Consider the following 15,610-nt stretch of genomic DNA (forward strand, 5'->3'; position numbering starts at 1 on the left):
TGCCCTTCTTCGGCACGCTACGAAGTTTGACGACGCCGAGTCTTCGGCTGCGGCAGCGCAAGGTCTTGCAGCTTCCGGCCGAGCGTGTCATCGCGCGCAACCGCATCGATATCGCTATCCAGACCCAGCACGCGCAGGGCGCGCATGTAGGTCCCCATGGCGATGGTCGGATCACCGAGCTCGAGCCGACGTAGCGTCTCGCGGGAGATCCCCATCCGCTCTGCAAATAACTCCGTCGTCAGTTGCCGGCGAAGCCGGGCGAGCCTGAGTCGCTCGCCGAGATCTTTCAGTTGGCGAACGACGGAGGGGAATGGGGGCAGACTTGCTTTCATGATGCCACATATCTTAGGCAATCAACCTACAGTTGTCCAATTTATGTGTATTAACGAGACCTAACGCCGTCGCTTTCTCCACATAAATTAGTCAAAGTCACCTCTCTTGACCATTTTATGTGGCAAACAAGCCACAGGATCAACCGCACATAGATAGCTCGCACCCATAGGACAAGAATCCTCAAGCGGCCCGATCCCGTCCATCTTCCACCTCTCCATCGCACGAAAAAAGGTGGCTTCGAGCCCGCCTCCTATAGCTGAGATGAGAGACCGCACTCACCATCAGTACGGCAACTCCCAATGCCGCGATGAGCAAGCCGGACCAGATCCAACGGGACTCAATGCAGCAAATGCCCGGCACGCCTTCACCGCACGCGTTGTCGTAAGCCCCTTACTCGGCAAGGGCAAGTCGAGAAATACATTCCATGAAACGACTAGATGCAAGGTAGCCAAGCCGTCGTAAGCTTCGGCCACATGCGCGATGACGCCCGTCGCCGAATAGAGACAGGCATCGTGCGGCGGAGCGATGGTGCTAAGAACAAATGCACTGAAGAAAACGGAAGCGCAAAAAACGAAAGCGCAAAAAACGAAAGGCCACACAAGGTGGCCTTTCGCTTCATTGGCGTCGTGGATGTTGGCGGCTGTTGGACACCCTATCGGATACCAAGAGCACAGCCAAGATTTGCCCCACGCGCGTACAGGCAAAGTCTAACGCAATGAGCACTCTCAAGCAACAACATGTCGCAGGCGCGGTGCGCGCCCTCTCACGAGCACGGCTGAGTAGCTATCGGTCGTTCTTCACTGCTCTGACGGATCGTGAAGCGTTCGGTCTCTACTGTTGGAACGAATCGATATCACAGTGCGTATCGCGTGCACTGGCTATTACTGAGGTCGTAATGAGGAATCAATTCCACGGCGCGCTCAGCCGCCGCTATGGCACGAATGGTTCCGCCACGTCGCGGGATTGGTACCTCCACCTCAGGCTGACCAAAGCTTCCGAAGAAGCGGTCAAGAAGATGACACACCAACGCGCCCGGGTCTCGGGCCGCTGGCAACTCGTCGCACGCACACCAATGCCGTGGCCCGATGATGTCGTATCCAAGCTAACCTTCGGGTTCTGGTCACATCTGCTGGACGCGGGCCATGACACCGCAGGCGCACTGATCGATTGGCCAAGCATCTTGGTCGAAGTTCTTCCCGGCCACCGTTACAGGAACAGCGCCTACTGGGTAGCGCGCAAGAATCGCGACCGCCTTTTCGCAAGAATCGACTACTGTAATAGCCTGAGAAACCGCGTCGCCCATCTCGAACCGATCTGGAAAGCGGGTCCTCTTCTGGAGGAAGATCGGCCACGGCGAAACCTTACTCAGAGCCCCGTTCAACGCTCCCCTTCAAACCCTGCCGAGGCCATCACGCGCCTGCACCTCAGCTACAACCGCATCCTGGAAATGATGCGGTGGTTCTCTCCCGATATGTACTCGACCTATCTCGTCTCCGAGAGTCATCATCGGTTCATGTCATTGAACACTCCTGCCGGGCTAGATGCCTATCGCATGCACGGTGGTCATCGGCGCGAGCGCCCTGTCGAGATCGGAGCGTTCCGTAGATTCCGCGAACTCAAGCGGGAGCTGCGACGCATTGGCAAACGACACGGGGCCGCGGAGGTTGTTCACGGAGAACGGAGGTTGGCGGTCTGGACGCCGTTGAGTTGAGGCGCTCCCATGGCAGATCCTCTATACGCATACTCATGGGGTTGTTCAGGCGAGCGCGCCGCGTTACCATCAGCAAGCAAAGTCCGCCGCCCGGCGGACTTTGTTGTTTCTGCGGCTTTTTCGATAGCTTCAAGAGACATACTTGATATCTTGCGAGATGACCTGTGGCGAACTTAGTGGCTGGTATTGACGTCGGCGATCTCAACAAGGGATTCCATCTCGTGATCTTGCGCGAGCGTGAAATTGTTTGCGCGCCGAGAAGCAAGGATGCGGCAGATCTGCTCAGCGTCTGCATCGAGCATGACGTCCGACTGGTTGGCATCGACGCTCCCTGTCAGTGGAGCGTTGGGACGGCTGGGAGGAAGGCGGAGAAAGAGATGATGAAAGAGCAAATCTTTTGCTTTTCTACGCCAACGGAAGAGAAGGCGCAACTTGGTCGCGACGGGTTCTATGGCTGGATGCTAAACGGTCGTCGAGTCTTTGATCTGTTCGCCCCTCACTACCCGCTGATGGTAGAGGCTTATACGGACAAGCCGGGCGTGTTCGAGACCTTTCCGCATGCGATCACGTGCGCGCTTCTCGGAACGGACACCGCTTCCGCAAAGAAGAAAAGGGCTCAACGCAGAGACATATTGGAAAGGTCAGGCATTGACACCTCCAGCCTGCGCACGATCGACGACCTCGATGCCGCGCTTTGCGCGTTGACGGCGCAGTTGCATCTGGAAGGCAGGTCGCGTGCCTATGGAGATGCTGAAGGCGGCTACATTGTGGTGCCGAACTTTCGCCTGCCAGACACGGGGGCGAGCAACAGACCTCTAGTGCGCTAGCACCCTCCATAGTTTTTCCGCCCACTCGCAGTAATCGTGTACGTCCCACCACGAGGACCCGTGTAGCAGGTGGGGCCGCCAGACGGTCGCACGTCGGGCTTCATCGCGTTGGCGTGTGGCACATTGGAATCCATCAATCTCGCGGATCGCGTGCTCGTGCTCGTGCTTCCCCGATGGCAGTGGTACTCCCCCGTCTTGCGATTCGTGTGGCAACCCTCGGCATTCAGGCCGCCGCCGTGCGCATGGGCCGTGGGTAGCAGCGATACGCACAGGATGCCGCCCAGGCAGACACGCTTCGCCGTCGCGAGTGCGGCGTTGTCGCTTCCCTTCATTTGACCCCTCCGGTCTGTTCTTATTGAGCATCGCTATCGCGACGCCGAGAGCGATTTTCGGGTGTTGGCTATGGAGACACTATCCCGCCGGAGAGGGGAAATGGGTTCCATCTTGATTTGGCCAAACACCCATCTATACTCCCCAACATCCACCCTTCACCACCCATCAAACAATGGAATACGCCCCCGGCATCAGCCATCTTGCAGGCCTTCTCGCCGACCCTGGCCGGGCCGCCATGCTCTGGGCGCTCATGGATGGCAGCGCCCGGCCCGCCGGGGAGCTGGCGTTGATTGCGGGGTTGTCGGCGTCTTCCACCAGCGGGCATTTGAATCGGTTGTCGGAAGGGGGCTTGCTGGCGGTCGAGTCGCGGGGACGGAATCGTTATTACCGGTTGTCCACGCCCGAGATCGGTGTGGCGATCGAGGCGTTGGCTTCGGCGTCTCTGGCCAGCCAGCCGCCGCGGATGCGCGCGGTGCCCGTGTCGCGGACCGCGCCGCCGGCGTTGCGGCAGGCGCGGACTTGCTATGACCATATGGCCGGTGAACTTGCGGTGGGGGTTTTCGATCGTATGAGGCAGTCGGGCTGGATCGTCGTGGACGGCACGGCCGTCGATCTCACCGCGGATGGCACCGACGCGATGGGCGGGCTTGGGATCGATCTGGGCGACGCGCGGCGCAAGCGGCGGCAGTTTGCCTGTACCTGCCCCGACTGGAGCGAGCGTAAGCCGCATCTGGGCGGGGCACTGGGCGCCGCCATGCTGCAGCGCATGCTGGCGCAAGGGTGGATCGAGGCGACCGCCACGTCGCGCGCGTTGCGGGTGACGCCGCGGGGGCAGCGGGCGATAGCAGGCATCGCGGCCCGATGAGCGGCCACAGGCACGATGGTTGCGTTCGACCGGGTGCCTGAGGCATGATCGCGTCCCTGCAAATCACTGAACGCCGCAAGACAAGGAGACCGAACGATGACGATTGAACTGGAAGACGACGCAGCCGATGCGGTCAGCCGACTCATCGGGCTGATCAACCTTGGCGACACCGCGCAGACCGAGCGCCAGCAGGCGCTGTTCGACGAGTCGCTGGAGGATTCCGAGGAAGACGATGCCGATGGCGAGGAACTGCTCTGGGTCCTCAAGGACATCATCGACTGGGAGTCGGGCTTCTATGTCGATTGGAAGGATGCCGAATCGTTTATCGGCAGCATGAATCAGCTATGCGAGCGCATCGATCTCGAAATCGACTGGGGCGTAGAAGACACCGAGGACGAAGACTTCCTCGAGAGCACCAGCGTGCCCGAGCTGATGGAGATCGCCTTCAACCAGCTGCGCGTGGCGGGCTACACGCTGTGGAACTGGGACACCGGTGGCGATGCCTACGCGGGATGGATCACGCGCAGCGAGGACGACGAGGAGATGATCGAGATCTCCGAGACGCTCAGTATCGAACTGCGGACCGGCGATCAGCCCTACTGAGCCTCACACCCCATCGTCGAGCGTGACGATGGGCGATGCATCGCCCGGGGTGGGCATCACCGCGCCATCGATGCCACCCGGCACCGCGATGCCGACATCGGAAAGCCCTTCGGGCAGGCCGATGCTGTCCGCGGTCAACGTCGCCCACTTGGGCGCGGCCCCCAGCAGCGTACGCGGGATCGGCTTGCGGCCATCGGGCACGCCCAGCGTTTCTTCCAGCACGTCCAGGAACGCGCGCACGCTCGCCGGCATCAGCTTCCGCGCGGGCATCAGCACGTACACCTTGAGCGGCGACGACATGTAGTTGGGCAATACGCGCACCAGTTGGCCATGGCCCAGCTGCTCGTGCACGAATCGCGGCGAGAGGCGTGCCACGCCGAGCCCGTCGATCGCACCCTTGAGCCGTACTTCCGCGTTGTGCGTGCAGATGCGCGGCTCCACTTCCATCGTGTGCATTTCCACGCCATCGCGCAGAAACTCCCAGCGGCCATCGTCGATGCTGCCCAGCGTCGGCCAGCCATCGAGGTCCTGCGGCACGCGCGGCAGCCCACGCTCGCGGATCAGCGCCGGCGCCGCGTAGAACGCGCGCTCGATCAGCACCACGCGCTTGCTTGCGAACGAGCTGTCGTTGAGACCGGTATCGGTCATCACGAACGCGAGGTCGTAGCCGTGTCGGATCAGGTCGGGCTGGTCCCAGCTGACGTCGAGCTGCACGCGCAGCGACGGATGCAGCTTGAGCAGCCGCGACAGCGAGGGAGACAGATGTTGGGAGCCCACTTCATAGGGCGTGGCGATGCGCAGCGTACCGCTGACTTCCGCGCTGACGGAGGCGGCTTCCGCGCTGATCTCGCGCAGTTCGCCAAAGAGCGGCGCCACGCGTTCGTACAGTTGCTGCCCGCGCTGCGTCACGCGCACGCGGCGCGTGGTGCGTTCGAACAACCGGATGCCGAGCTGCCCTTCCAGCCGGGCCACCGCGGCACTCGCCGATGACTTGGGGACCTCGGCAAGCTCCGCCCCTTGGGTGAACCCACCGCCTTCCACCACGCGGCAGAAGATTTCCCAGTCCTTCCAGTCGATCGATTTCATTCGGTACTCCAGGCTTCGACGCCCATGGGGACGCCGCCGGCGATTGTCCCACAACATGAACAATGATGAAGTCCACGCTCTCGGCAGGGTTAAAGCTCACCACGCCATGGCCGCGCGCGTCGTAACCTGTCAAGATGCCGCTACCGCTCTCGAACGACCCGCCCACGAGGTGCCGCATGAGCCAGCCTTTTCCTCCCCATTTCTACCTGTCGGGCAATTTCGCGCCCCTGTCGATGGAGTGCGACGCACACGACCTGCCCATCGCCGGCGAGCTGCCGCGTGCGCTGCATGGCACCCTGTACCGCAACGGCCCCAACCCACAGTTCGCGCCCCGGGACAATGACTACCACTGGTTCACCGGCGACGGCATGGTCCACGCGTTCGAACTCGAGAACGGCCGGGCGCGATACCGCAACCGCTGGGTGCGCACGCGCAAGTTCGAACTCGAGCGCGCGGCGGGACAGGCACTGTTCGGGAGCTGGGGCAATCCGGCGACGACCGATCCGTCCGTGCGGCAGGAATCGTCGAGTCTGGCCAATACGAATGTCGTCTGGCATGGCGGGCGGCTGCTCGCCCTCGAGGAAGCGGATCCGCCGATCGAACTGGACCCGCGCACGCTGGCTACGCGTGGCGAGTACCGCTACGGGGGCAAGCTGCGCGGCGCGATGACCGCCCACCCGAAGATCGATCCCGTCACCGGAGAGATGATCTACTTCGCGTACTCTGCTTCGGGGCCCCTTTCCAACGGCATGGCATTCGGCATCGTCGATGGCGACGGCCGCATTGCGCATACCGCGTCGTTCGACGCGCCGTTCTCGAGCATGGTCCACGACTTCCTGGTGACGCCGCGCTACGCGCTGTTTCCGATCCTGCCGATCGTCGGCAGCATGGAACGCGCGATGCGCGGAGAGTCGATGTACCTGTGGGAGCCCGACCGTGGCGCGCATATCGGCATCCTGCCGCGCGACGGGGATACGTCGAAGCTGCGCTGGTTCCGCGGCGAGTCCTGCTACGTGTTCCACACGATGAACGCCTGGGAGGACGGCGACCTGATCCATGCGGACGTGCTGCAGTACGACAACCCCGGCATGTTCAATCCCGGCGCCACGGGTCCGGGCACACGCGCGAAGCTATGCCGATGGACATTCGACATGGCGAGCGACAGCGACCAGTTCCAGCGTACGTGGCTCGACGATCTCGGCAGCGAGTTTCCGCGTATCGACGACCGGTATGCGACGCTGCCGTATCGGCACGGCTACTTCGCGTCGCGCATGCATGCGGATTCGCTGCGCTCGACCTACGACACGCTCGTGCATGTCGATCACATCACGGGCAAGCGCCGCGTGCACACGCTGCCGCTCGGGGACGCATTGTCGGAACCGGTGTTCGTGCCGCGCGCGGCCGATGCGGAGGAAGGGGATGGCTGGCTGCTGGCCACGGTCTATCGTGGCCAGCAGCATCGTAGCGACCTCGTGGTGTATGACGCCGACGATGTTGCCGCGGGCCCCGTGGCCGCGGTGCAGCTATCGCACCGCGTGCCCTACGGTTTCCACGGGAACTGGGTGCCGGCTACCTAGGATGCCGGCTACCTAGGATGCCGGCTACCTAGGGTGCCCGCTCCCCAGGGGCGCCTGCCAGTCAGGCCGTAAGGGCCCGGCGGGGCTGCCACGCGCCGCCGGTCTGCGGCGCTTCGATCAGCCGCGATGCGGAAGCCAGAGCATTCGGCAGCCGGAAGAACGAGACCGCCTCGTCGAGCTCGCGCCCCTGCTCTTCCAGCGAGCGCGATGCCGTGGCCGCCTCATGCACGAGCGTGGCGTTCTGCTGCGTCACCTGATCGATCTGCACGATCGCCTGGTTCACCTGCTCGATACCGCGCCCCTGCTCCGCCGATGCCGACGTAATCTCCTGCACGATGGCCGTCACGCGGCCCACGGCCTCGGTGACCGCGCTCATGGTCTGACCCGCTTCGCTCGCAAGCGTCGAACCCGTCGTCACTTGCTCCACCGACGTTTCGATCAGTTCCTTGATCTCCTTGGCCGCGTTCGACGAACGCTGCGCAAGGCTCCGTACCTCGCTGGCCACGACCGCGAAGCCGCGGCCCTGCTCTCCCGCGCGCGCCGCTTCCACGGCCGCGTTGAGGGCAAGGATGTTGGTCTGGAACGCAATGCTTTCGATAATGCCCGTGATCTCGGCGATCTTCACCGAGCTGGCGCTGATGCCTTCCATCGTGTGCACCACGCGGCCGACGGTCTGGCTGCCGCGCTGCGCGACATCGGTCGCGGTGCGCGCGAGTTCGCTGGCCTGGCGCGCGTTCTCGGTGTTGTGACGCACCGTGGCCGTGAGCTGCTCCATGCTGGCCGCGGTTTCCTCGAGCGATGCCGCCTGCTGCTCGGTGCGGCTCGACAGGTCCATGTTGCCGTTGGCGATCTCCGCCGTGGCGATACTGATGTTCGCGCTCGAGTCGCGCACGCGCGCCACGGTTTCCGTCAGGCGATCGTTCATGTCGCGCAGCGCGCCGAGCAGACGGCCGGTCTCGTCGTCGGAGGTGACGTCGATACGCGTGCCAAGCTCGCCGCGCGCCACGGTGCGCGCGAGCTCCACCGCGCGCTGGATCGGACCCGTAATCGCGCGCGTCAGCAGCAGGCCGCCGATCAGGCCGAATGCCACCGCGGCGATGGAGGCGATGATCAGCAGATTGCGCTGCGTCACGTAATCGTCCTGCAGTCGCTGCACCATCTCGCGCTGGCGTTCGTGCGTAAAGCTCAGATAGGCATCTGTCGCCTTGACCAGCGCCGCCAGCAGCGGCCGGCATTCGGCGTTCATTTTCGCGATGGCGGCGCTCTGCTGCTTGTCCAGCGCGAGGCCGACGATCGCGGTCGCCACGGGACCGTACTTCGATTCCACGCGATCGACTTCCGCCACGAGATCGCGCGCGCCCTGGCTTGCATTGCCACGCGCGATCATGTCTTTCAGTTTGGCGAGATTCTTCGCGACGTCGTCATGGGCACGCAGCACCTCGGTGCGTTCGAGTTCGAGATCGGCGGGGGTGGTCACGAGCACGAGATTGCGGGCCGCGATGGCGCGGCGATCCACCGCCGTGCGCACCTCGATCGCCATGTTGGCGCGTGCGTTGAGTCCGTTGATGTAGTCGTTGAAACCATCGATTGCCCGGTTGAGGGCATGCAGCGACAAACCGGACACCACCAGCACGACCAGTGCCAGCACACCAAAGCCCGCCAGCAGCTTCGTCTTGATTGACAGATTGCGGAATGCCACGGCTCTACCCCCTCTCTCTTCCCGGTTGAATGACGCGCCCTCCTAGTGACGCGTTGCACCGCTGATGAGCCCGTTCCTGCAATATCCATCCGGCGTAAATAATGCAAACGTCAAATCTGCAAAATGTCGCCAGACATTCTTTTGTTTGCACCCTAACGGCGGATTCGCCCGGACATAACCCCCTCGCGAGAGGGGGACGGTCGGAAGTGGGGTGAGAGGGAGGATACGGCGGGGCGCGGGGGCCAGGGGGGCGCGGTGGCGCACAGGAGACAAGGGTTGAGGAGCATCTGCCCCGCCACGATCCTTGTGATACGATGACTTACAACTAGTCTGGCGCTAGCGGTCCGGTGTCGGATTAGGAACCCAACCGAAGACAATTCGAATAAAACCGGAGACACCCGATGTCCACATTCACCGCCGCCATGACCCATGGCCTGCGCGCCGCCGTGCTGTTCATCGCCATCAGCGCCCCCGTCCATGCCCAGTCCGCGGACGCACAGGCCGTCACCGCCAATGCCGAAAAGCTGCGCGTCGCGATGGTCGATCCCGACCAGGCCACGCTGTCCAGCCTCGTGGCCGATTCGCTGAGCTATGGCCACTCGGGCGGACGCCTCGACACCAAGGCAAGCTTTATCGGCGACCTGCTCGACAAGAAATCGGACTTCGTGAGCATCGCGATCACCGACCAGACCGTGAATGTCTCCGGCGACGTGGCGGTGATCCGCCACACGCTGTCGGGCGAGACGCTGGACAGCGGCAAGCCCGGCACCGTGCTGCTCAAGGTGCTGCAGGTGTGGCAGAAGCAAGGCGGCCAGTGGAAGCTGCTGGCGCGGCAGGCAGTCAAGGCCACCTGAATGCCTTAGTTATACGACATCTTATGTAGAGACTGCGCCCCGCACGGTGCGGGGCGCGCCCTTTCAGGCCTCTTTCCGGTGCGCCCACCGGTACAACGCGGGCAGCACCAGCAGCGTCAGCACGGTCGAGGACAGGATGCCGCCGATCACCACGGTGGCAAGCGGCCGTTGTACTTCCGCACCGGTGCCCGTGGCAATCGCCATCGGCACGAAGCCCAGCGACGCGACCAGCGCCGTCATCAGCACCGGCCGCAGCCGCGTCAGCGCCCCCTCGCGGACCGCCGCCTCGAGCGGATGCCCCGCCTCCCGCAGCGTACGGATAAACGACAGCATCACCAGGCCGTTGAGCACCGCGACCCCGCATAGCGCGATAAAGCCGACCGCCGCCGTGATCGACAGCGGGATGCCGCGCAGCCACAACGCGAGGATGCCGCCGGTCAGCGCAAACGGAATGCCCGTGAAGACGAGCAGCCCGTCGCGCAGGTTGCCGAACATCGCGAACAACAGCACGAGCACCAGCAGCAGCGCCACGGGCACCACGACCTTGAGGCGCGCGGTAGCGGATTGCAGTTGCTCGAACGTGCCGCCCCACGCGGTCCAGTAGCCGGCCGGCACCTTGACCTGACGCTGCAGCGCGGCCTCGGCCTCCGTGACGAACGAGCCGATATCGCGCCCACGCACGTTCGCGCTGACCACGATGCGGCGCTTGCCGTCCTCGCGCGATACCTGGTTAGGACCGGGTGCCACCTCGATCGTGGCGACCTCGCTCAGCGGGATGAACGTCGTGCGCGCATCGGCGGCCGAGCCCTTCGGCAACGGTATCGGCAATCGCCGCAGGGACGCCACGTCGTCGCGCACCGCGTCGGGCAGGCGCACCACGATATCGAAGCGCCGGTCGCCCGCGAAGAACGTGCCGGCCTCGCGCCCGCCGATCGCGATGGCCACCGCGTCCTGCACATCGCTCATATTGAGGCCGTGCCGCGCGGCCTTCTGCCGGTCGATATCGACGGTCAGCATCGGGAGGCCCGTCGTCTGCTCCACCTTGACCTCGTTCGCACCGCGAATGCCCTGCAGCACGCCGGCCACGCGATTGGCCGTCGCTTCCAGCACCGCATTGTCGTCGCCGAAGATCTTGACCGCGACGTCCGAGCGCACGCCCGAGATCAGTTCGTTGAAGCGAAGCTGGATCGGCTGCGAGAACTCGTAGAGGTTGCCTGGAATCTTGTCGGCTTCCTGCTGGATCGCCGCGACGAGTTCCGCATGCGTCTTGCGCGGCTCGGGCCACTGGTCGCGCGGCTTCAGCATGATGTAGCCGTCCGAGATATTGGGCGGCATCGGGTCCGACGCGATTTCCGCCGTACCGGTGCGCGCGAAGACCCGTTCGATCTCCGGAAACTTTGCCGTGAGCGTACGCTCGATCTGTGCCTGCATGGCTATCGACTGCGAGAGGCTCGTGCCGGGAATGCGCAGCGCCTGGATCGCGATATCGCCTTCGTTGAGGTTCGGCACGAACTCGCTGCCGAGCCGCGACGCCACCGCGGTACAGACGACCACGATCATCGCGGCCAGCGCGAACACCACGGGCGTATTGACGAGCGTGCGGTCGAGCAGCGGCGCATAGCGCGCACGTGCCCAGCCCATCAGGCGGTTCTCCTTCTCCGCCACACGCTCGCCGATAAACAGCGCCACCGCCGCCGGCACGAACGTGACCGACAGGATCATCGCGCCGATCAGCGCGATCACCACCGTAAACGCCATCGGATGGAACATCTTGCCTTCGACGCCCGTCAGCGCGAACACGGGCAGGTACACGATCATGATGATGAGCTGACCGAACAGCAGCGGGCGCCGCGCCTCCTTCGCGGCCGCAAAGACCTCGTCGAACCGCTCCCGCCGCGTCAGCGGACGCCCCAGCGCGGCCTGCGCATGGGCGAGCCTGCGTACGCAGTTCTCGACGATGACCACCGCGCCGTCAATGATGATGCCGAAGTCGAGCGCGCCAAGGCTCATCAGGTTCGCGCTGATGCGGTACTGCACCATGCCCGTGAACGTGAACAGCATGGCGAGCGGGATGATCAGCGCCGTGATCAACGCTGCGCGGATATTGCCGAGGAACAGGAACAGGATCGCGATGACGAGCACCGCCCCCTCGAGCAGGTTTTTCTTGACCGTGGCGATGGCCTTGTCCACGAGCTTCGTGCGGTCGTAGACGGTCACGACCTTCACGCCCTCCGGCAGCGTGCGGTTGATGGCCTCCACGCGCGCGGCCACGGCCTGCGAAACGGCGCGGCTGTTCTCGCCGATCAGCATGAACACGGTACCGAGCACGACCTCCCGGCCATTCTCGGTGGCGGCACCCGTGCGCAGTTCGCGTCCGGACTCCACGGCCGCCACGTCGCGCACGCGGATCGGCTGGCCCTGGGCGGTGCCCACGATGACCTGACCGATATCGTCGATCGACTTCACCTGCCCCGGCACGCGCACGAGGTACTGCTCGCCCCGCCGCTCGATATAGCCCGCGCCCACGTTGTCGTTGTTCTTGTCGAGCGCCCCCACGATATCGGCCAGCGTCAGGCCGTACGACGCCATGCGTTCCAGACTCGGTGCGACGAGATACTGGCGATCGAAACCGCCGATGGCATTGACGTCCGCCACGCCGGTCACATTCCGCAACTGCGGCCGCACGACCCAGTCCTGGATCTCGCGCAGATCGGCCGTGTTGTACGCGCTGCCGTCAGGCTTGCGCGCGCCCTCTTCCGCCTCCACGGTCCACAGGTAGATTTCGCCGAGGCCGGTCGAGATAGGTCCCATGGCCGGCGTAATGCCGTCGGGCAGCGACGACCGCGCCTCCTGAATACGCTGGTTGACGAGTTGCCGCGCAAAGTAGATGTCGGTGCCGTCCTTGAAGATCACCGTGACCTGCGACAGCCCGTAACGCGACAGCGAGCGCGTCTGCACGAGGCCAGGCAGGCCCGCCATCACGGTCTCCAGCGGATACGTGATGCGCTGCTCGGTCTCCAGCGGCGAATACCCCGGCGCATGCGTGTTGATCTGCACCTGGACATTGGTGATATCGGGCACCGCGTCGATCGGCAGCCGTGTGTAGTTGTACCCGCCGAGCAGTGCCATGCCGAGCACGGCCAGCAGGACCAGCCATCGCTGCTCGATGGCGAAGCGAATCAGACGTTCGAACATGCGCGCCTCCCGCTTCAGTGGCTATGCTCGGTGCCGGCCTTGCCGAGCTCCGCCTTCAGCACGAAGCTGTTGGCGGCGGCATAGCGGCGGCCCGGCTCGAGCCCGGAGACGATCTCGGACACGCTGTCGCTGGTGCGGCCCACGGTGACCGGCTGCGCGCGGAAGCCGTCCGGCGTCTCGACGAACACCACGGTGCGACCCTCCACCTGCTGAACGGCTTCGGGTACCACCGATACCGGTACCTGCTGGGCCGCGCCAAGCACGTTCACCGTGACGAACAGCCCCGGACGCCATGCCATGTCCGGATTCGTCAGCGTCACGCGCGCCTTGGCGGTACGCGTCTGCTCGCCGAGCAACGCGCCCACGTACGACACCGTGCCCTCCGCCTTGCTGTCCGACGCCGTCGACCGGATCGTGGCCCGCTCGCCCACGCGGACGCTGCCGAGATCGCGCGCGGCCACGACGAATTCCGCCCACACGGAACGCAGGTCGGAGATCGTGAAGATGGCCGCATCGGCCGCCACGGCCTCGCCGAGCGTCAGATGCTTCTCCACGATCATGCCGTCGAACGGCGCGCGCAACTCGAACCGGTTGAGCGCGCCGCCACTGCCGGTGTCGGCACCGATCGCGGTGAGCTTCTGCCGCGCGTTCTGCACGCCGATCTCGGCTTCCTGCAGCGCATTGCGCGCGGCCAGATAGTCCTGCTCGGCGGAGATCTTCTGCTCCCATAGCGACTTCTCGCGCGTATAGGTCGTGCGGGCGAGTTCGAGCCGCCTTTGCGCGGCCAGCAGCTCGCTACGCTGGTCGGACAGCGCGGTGCTGGCAATCACCGCGAGCACCTGCCCCTTGCGCACCATCTGTCCGAGGTCGGCGGGTACGGCTTCCACGACGCCGGCCAGACGCGGCACGACGTGCGCGGTGCGGTCTTCGTTGAAGCGGATTTCGCCGGGGAACGACAATGCGCCCTGCACGCTGCCGGCCCTGGCCTCGGCGACGGTGATGCCGGCCTGATGGATCTGCTCGCGTGTCAGGCGCACCGTGTCTTCAGCGGGTTTCGCGGCCGGCTTCTCCTCACCGTGCGCCTGCGCGCGCGCTTCGTGGGCATGGTCCTCGTCATGACCATCCTCGCCGCCGCCGCGGCCGATCAGCAGCACCGCGGCCGTGGCCAGTACGCCTACCACAAGAATGGCGATGATCGTTCTCGTTTGCTTGTTCGTCATGTTCATGTCTGTAGCGCGGTCGCGTTCAGCGGCCGAGAATGCGGTCGATCGTGGTGGCGGACTGGTACGTGCGGGACAGCACGCCGAGGTAGCGAATCCGCGCCTGGAACAGCGTGCGCTGGGCATCGAGCACGTCGAGGTAATTGAACTTGCCCGACTCGAAGCCGATGGTCGCGGCGCGGTAGGCCTGCTCGGCCGCGGGCAGCACGGTGCCTTTCAGCGTCTGCGCCGACGCGCGCGAAACGGACAGCACGTTGGACGCCACCATCAGATCGTTGCCAAGCCGGATGCGCGCGGCGAGATATTCGTCCTGCGCCTTGTCCGCGCGCCGGATCGCCTCGTACAGGTTGCCCTGATTGCGGTCGAACAGCGGCAGCGGAATGGATACGCCGATCACGGCCATATTGCGATTGGCATCGTTGTCGCGCTTGGCGCCGATGCTGACGGTCAGGTCCGGATACTGGCGGCTGCGCTCGACGCCGATCAGCGCCTGGCGGCGCTCGATCTCGACGCGGCTGGCCACGATGTCCGGCGATTCGTCGAGCGCGGCGCGCAGCGCATCGGGCGCGGGACGCGACGGCAGCGCGTCGAGGTCGCCCTGCGCGTCCGAGAATTGCGGGGCATCGTTGCCCCACAGCGCGGTCAGTGCCTGCCGCGCGCTCCGCAATTCGGCCGTGGCCTCGTTCAGTTCGAGCTCGACGTTGGCCTGCTCCACGCGCGCCTTGGTCTCCTCGACCGGCGATATCTTGCCCGCGGCCACGCGCTTGGCGGTCACGTCCGTCCCGCGTGCGGCAATCTCGAGCGAGCCCTGCGCAAGCTTGACGCGCTCCTGCGCGATCAGGACCGAGAAAAATCGCTCGATCACCGCCGCACGGAGGTCTGCGCGAATGCTGCCCAGCGATGCCTGCGCGGCCTCCCGCCCGCGCTCGGCGGCGCTGATGCGCGCCGAACGCTTGCCGCCGAGTTCGATCGGCATATTGATCTGCGCGGTCGACGTGCGCGACGAGCGGCGCGTGTCTTCCATCAGCGTCGCGATCTCGGGGTTCGGGATCACGCGCGCCTGGATGACGGCGCCTTCGCTCGCATCGACCTCGCGGCCCGCCGCGGACAGCGTGAAGTTACCGCCTGCTGCAAAGCCGAGCGCAGCATCGAGCGTCAGCGGACCCGCGGGTTCGGTGACGGCGTTGGCATACCCCGACGCCACAGGGAGTACCTGCGCGTACGCGGCGAAAGATAAAGCGAATGAGCTGGAGATAGCGGCCGCCAGCCCGAGCGGCAACAAAAAGGTTCGCATCGAATTGCACCTG

The 15,610-nt window shown here is 64.7% G+C and carries 13 protein-coding genes; 6 read left to right on the forward strand and 7 right to left on the reverse strand.

Features of this window, described 5'->3' with window-relative positions; translation table 11 throughout:
* Nucleotides 1-17: 17 nt before the first annotated feature.
* Complete coding sequence (locus tag AAHB16_RS26340; protein ID WP_150375301.1) at nt 18-332, reverse strand: helix-turn-helix domain-containing protein; 315 nt, start codon at nt 330-332, stop codon at nt 18-20.
* Between the two features lie 716 nt (nt 333-1,048).
* Between AAHB16_RS26340 and AAHB16_RS26345 the strand changes: the two genes are divergently transcribed.
* Together AAHB16_RS26345 and AAHB16_RS26350 are read left to right on the forward strand one after the other, a co-directional pair.
* Nucleotides 1,049-2,044, forward strand: a complete 996-nt coding sequence (locus tag AAHB16_RS26345) for a hypothetical protein (RefSeq protein ID WP_342052397.1) — start codon at nt 1,049-1,051, stop codon at nt 2,042-2,044.
* Between the two features lie 164 nt (nt 2,045-2,208).
* Entirely contained in the window at nt 2,209-2,871 is a 663-nt protein-coding gene (locus tag AAHB16_RS26350; protein ID WP_342052398.1) for a DUF429 domain-containing protein, read from the forward strand.
* Here the strand turns inward: AAHB16_RS26350 and AAHB16_RS32805 are convergent.
* A complete protein-coding gene (locus AAHB16_RS32805) occupies nt 2,868-3,203 on the reverse strand; it encodes a YHYH domain-containing protein (RefSeq protein ID WP_342064772.1) in 336 nt (111 codons plus the stop codon). The genes AAHB16_RS26350 and AAHB16_RS32805 overlap by 4 nt on opposite strands.
* Nucleotides 3,204-3,376: 173 nt before the next feature.
* On the opposite strand from AAHB16_RS32805, the gene AAHB16_RS26355 reads away from it, so the two are divergent.
* Both AAHB16_RS26355 and AAHB16_RS26360 read left to right on the forward strand, forming a co-directional pair.
* Nucleotides 3,377-4,069 (forward strand): ArsR/SmtB family transcription factor, encoded by a 693-nt coding sequence (locus tag AAHB16_RS26355; RefSeq protein WP_342052399.1) that lies wholly within the window; start codon nt 3,377-3,379, stop codon nt 4,067-4,069.
* A gap of 96 nt (nt 4,070-4,165) precedes the next feature.
* Nucleotides 4,166-4,672: a DUF6630 family protein gene (locus AAHB16_RS26360; protein ID WP_150375306.1), complete on the forward strand. Its 507-nt coding sequence runs from the start codon at nt 4,166-4,168 to the stop codon at nt 4,670-4,672.
* A gap of 3 nt (nt 4,673-4,675) precedes the next feature.
* On the opposite strand, the gene AAHB16_RS26365 is transcribed toward AAHB16_RS26360, so the two are convergent.
* Nucleotides 4,676-5,758, reverse strand: a complete 1,083-nt coding sequence (locus AAHB16_RS26365) for a LysR family transcriptional regulator (protein WP_342052400.1) — start codon at nt 5,756-5,758, stop codon at nt 4,676-4,678.
* Between the two features lie 176 nt (nt 5,759-5,934).
* Here AAHB16_RS26365 and AAHB16_RS26370 point away from each other — a divergent pair, with 176 nt between their 5' ends.
* Nucleotides 5,935-7,335, forward strand: a complete 1,401-nt coding sequence (locus AAHB16_RS26370; protein ID WP_150375308.1) for a carotenoid oxygenase family protein — start codon at nt 5,935-5,937, stop codon at nt 7,333-7,335.
* Nucleotides 7,336-7,396: 61 nt separating this feature from the next.
* Here AAHB16_RS26370 and AAHB16_RS26375 read toward each other — a convergent pair whose 3' ends face one another.
* A complete protein-coding gene (locus tag AAHB16_RS26375) occupies nt 7,397-9,034 on the reverse strand; it encodes a methyl-accepting chemotaxis protein (protein WP_150375309.1) in 1,638 nt (545 codons plus the stop codon).
* A 401-nt stretch (nt 9,035-9,435) separates the two neighbouring features.
* Here AAHB16_RS26375 and AAHB16_RS26380 point away from each other — a divergent pair, with 401 nt between their 5' ends.
* On the forward strand, nt 9,436-9,888 hold the full coding sequence (locus AAHB16_RS26380; protein WP_342052401.1) for a nuclear transport factor 2 family protein: 453 nt from the start codon (nt 9,436-9,438) through the stop codon (nt 9,886-9,888).
* Between the two features lie 63 nt (nt 9,889-9,951).
* On the opposite strand, the gene AAHB16_RS26385 is transcribed toward AAHB16_RS26380, so the two are convergent.
* From AAHB16_RS26385 to AAHB16_RS26395, 3 genes are read right to left on the reverse strand one after another with little or no spacing between them, the layout of a single operon-like run.
* Nucleotides 9,952-13,083, reverse strand: coding sequence for a CusA/CzcA family heavy metal efflux RND transporter (locus tag AAHB16_RS26385; RefSeq protein ID WP_150375310.1), 3,132 nt, complete (start codon nt 13,081-13,083; stop codon nt 9,952-9,954).
* A gap of 14 nt (nt 13,084-13,097) precedes the next feature.
* Entirely contained in the window at nt 13,098-14,309 is a 1,212-nt protein-coding gene (locus AAHB16_RS26390) for an efflux RND transporter periplasmic adaptor subunit (protein WP_342052402.1), read from the reverse strand.
* A gap of 19 nt (nt 14,310-14,328) precedes the next feature.
* Nucleotides 14,329-15,597 (reverse strand): TolC family protein, encoded by a 1,269-nt coding sequence (locus tag AAHB16_RS26395; protein WP_342052403.1) that lies wholly within the window; start codon nt 15,595-15,597, stop codon nt 14,329-14,331.
* Between the last annotated feature and the right edge of the window lie 13 nt (nt 15,598-15,610).

This window comes from Cupriavidus sp. OTU4054 (assembly GCF_038440175.1).
Taxonomy (GTDB): Bacteria; Pseudomonadota; Gammaproteobacteria; order Burkholderiales; family Burkholderiaceae; genus Cupriavidus; species Cupriavidus pauculus_D.

Excerpts from the sequence above, each read along its gene's own strand:
- AAHB16_RS26340 (WP_150375301.1), bottom strand. The coding sequence starts at position 332 with ATGAAAGCAAGTCTGCCCCCATTCCCCTCCGTCGTTCGCCAACTGAAA.
- AAHB16_RS26345 (WP_342052397.1), top strand. The coding sequence starts at position 1,049 with ATGAGCACTCTCAAGCAACAACATGTCGCAGGCGCGGTGCGCGCCCTC.
- AAHB16_RS32805 (WP_342064772.1), bottom strand. The coding sequence starts at position 3,203 with ATGAAGGGAAGCGACAACGCCGCACTCGCGACGGCGAAGCGTGTCTGC.
- AAHB16_RS26355 (WP_342052399.1), top strand. The coding sequence starts at position 3,377 with ATGGAATACGCCCCCGGCATCAGCCATCTTGCAGGCCTTCTCGCCGAC.
- AAHB16_RS26360 (WP_150375306.1), top strand. The coding sequence starts at position 4,166 with ATGACGATTGAACTGGAAGACGACGCAGCCGATGCGGTCAGCCGACTC.
- AAHB16_RS26365 (WP_342052400.1), bottom strand. The coding sequence starts at position 5,758 with ATGAAATCGATCGACTGGAAGGACTGGGAAATCTTCTGCCGCGTGGTG.
- AAHB16_RS26370 (WP_150375308.1), top strand. The coding sequence starts at position 5,935 with ATGAGCCAGCCTTTTCCTCCCCATTTCTACCTGTCGGGCAATTTCGCG.
- AAHB16_RS26380 (WP_342052401.1), top strand. The coding sequence starts at position 9,436 with ATGTCCACATTCACCGCCGCCATGACCCATGGCCTGCGCGCCGCCGTG.
- AAHB16_RS26385 (WP_150375310.1), bottom strand. The coding sequence starts at position 13,083 with ATGTTCGAACGTCTGATTCGCTTCGCCATCGAGCAGCGATGGCTGGTC.
- AAHB16_RS26390 (WP_342052402.1), bottom strand. The coding sequence starts at position 14,309 with ATGAACATGACGAACAAGCAAACGAGAACGATCATCGCCATTCTTGTG.
- AAHB16_RS26395 (WP_342052403.1), bottom strand. The coding sequence starts at position 15,597 with ATGCGAACCTTTTTGTTGCCGCTCGGGCTGGCGGCCGCTATCTCCAGC.